At 63.1% G+C, this 1,124-nt stretch carries 1 protein-coding gene; it reads left to right on the top strand.

Going from position 1 to position 1,124, the window contains the following annotated elements; all coding sequences use genetic code 11:
- The first annotated feature begins 46 nt into the window (after positions 1-46).
- Entirely contained in the window at positions 47-1,117 is a 1,071-nt protein-coding gene (locus tag R2676_RS26130) for an IS30 family transposase (RefSeq protein WP_316857705.1), read from the top strand.
- Positions 1,118-1,124 lie beyond the last annotated feature (7 nt).

Genomic DNA, 1,124 nt, shown 5'->3' with positions numbered 1-1,124 from the left:
GGCGGTTTCAAGGATCAAGTGCAACACATTGCCTAGGATGTGTTGCATGGGACAAAGCTACGAACACCTGAGCGCCGAGGAGCGTGGTGCGATCTTCGCGATGAAGCTGGAGCAGCGAAGCACGCGGGAGATAGCGGGTGCACTGCAACGCTCAGCCAGCACGATCAGCCGGGAGCTTCGACGCAACGGCTGGAAAGCGGAACAAGAGCGTGGCCCGATGGGGCGGCCCACGATCGCCGGTGGCTACAATGCGGTGCGCGCCGGTCAGCGGGCCTCCAGATTGCGACGCAAGCCCCGTCGTGAGCGCAAGTTGTGCCGACAAGGCAAGCTGTGGCCTGAGGTGCGCCAATACCTGGAGAGACGCTTCTCGCCAGAGCAGGTGGCTGCACAGCTCAAACGTGTCCATCCCGGCGAACCCGCTTTGAACGTCTCCCACGAAACGATCTACCACGCTATTTATGCCGCGCCACGCGGTGCGCTGCGGCGCGAGTTGGTCAGCCTGCTGCGACAGGCGCACGGTGCCCGCAAGCCTCGCTCGCGCGGGCAGGACCGGCGCGGGCAACTCAGCGACATGGTGAGCATTCACGTGCGCCCGCCTGAGGCCAACGACCGGCTGATCCCAGGGCACTGGGAAGGCGATCTGATCAAAGGTGCCGGTAACCGCTCGGCAGTGGGTACGCTCATCGACCGCAGCACCCTGTTCCTGATGCTGGTGAAGATCGACGGCAGCACCGCCGAGGCCGCTTTGCAGGCCTACAGCGCCGCGTTCGCGCCCTTGCCCGAGGAGTTGCGCAAGACGCTGACGTACGATCAGGGCAAGGAAATGGCGCTACATCGCAAGCTCGCCGAGGCGACGGGTATTCGGATCTACTTCTGTGACCCGCACAGCCCCTGGCAGCGAGGCATCTGTGAGAACACCAATGGTCTGCTGCGCCAGTACTTGCCAAAGGGAGCAGACCTCTCGGTGCTCTCACAGCGTCAGCTTGACGCGATTGCGCTGTCGATGAACACCCGACCGCGTAAAACACTCGGCTGGCGCACTCCCGCAGAAGCCTTTATTGAGAACTGCGCCAAGCACGGAATCGTCATTGACCCCGCTGTTGCACTTGGAGCTTGAAACCGCC

Source organism: Ralstonia flatus (assembly GCF_958439105.1).
GTDB lineage: Bacteria > Pseudomonadota > Gammaproteobacteria > Burkholderiales > Burkholderiaceae > Ralstonia > Ralstonia flatus.
The sequence above is the reverse complement of the archived record's forward strand: the minus strand, read 5'-3'. Positions and strand labels throughout refer to the sequence as shown.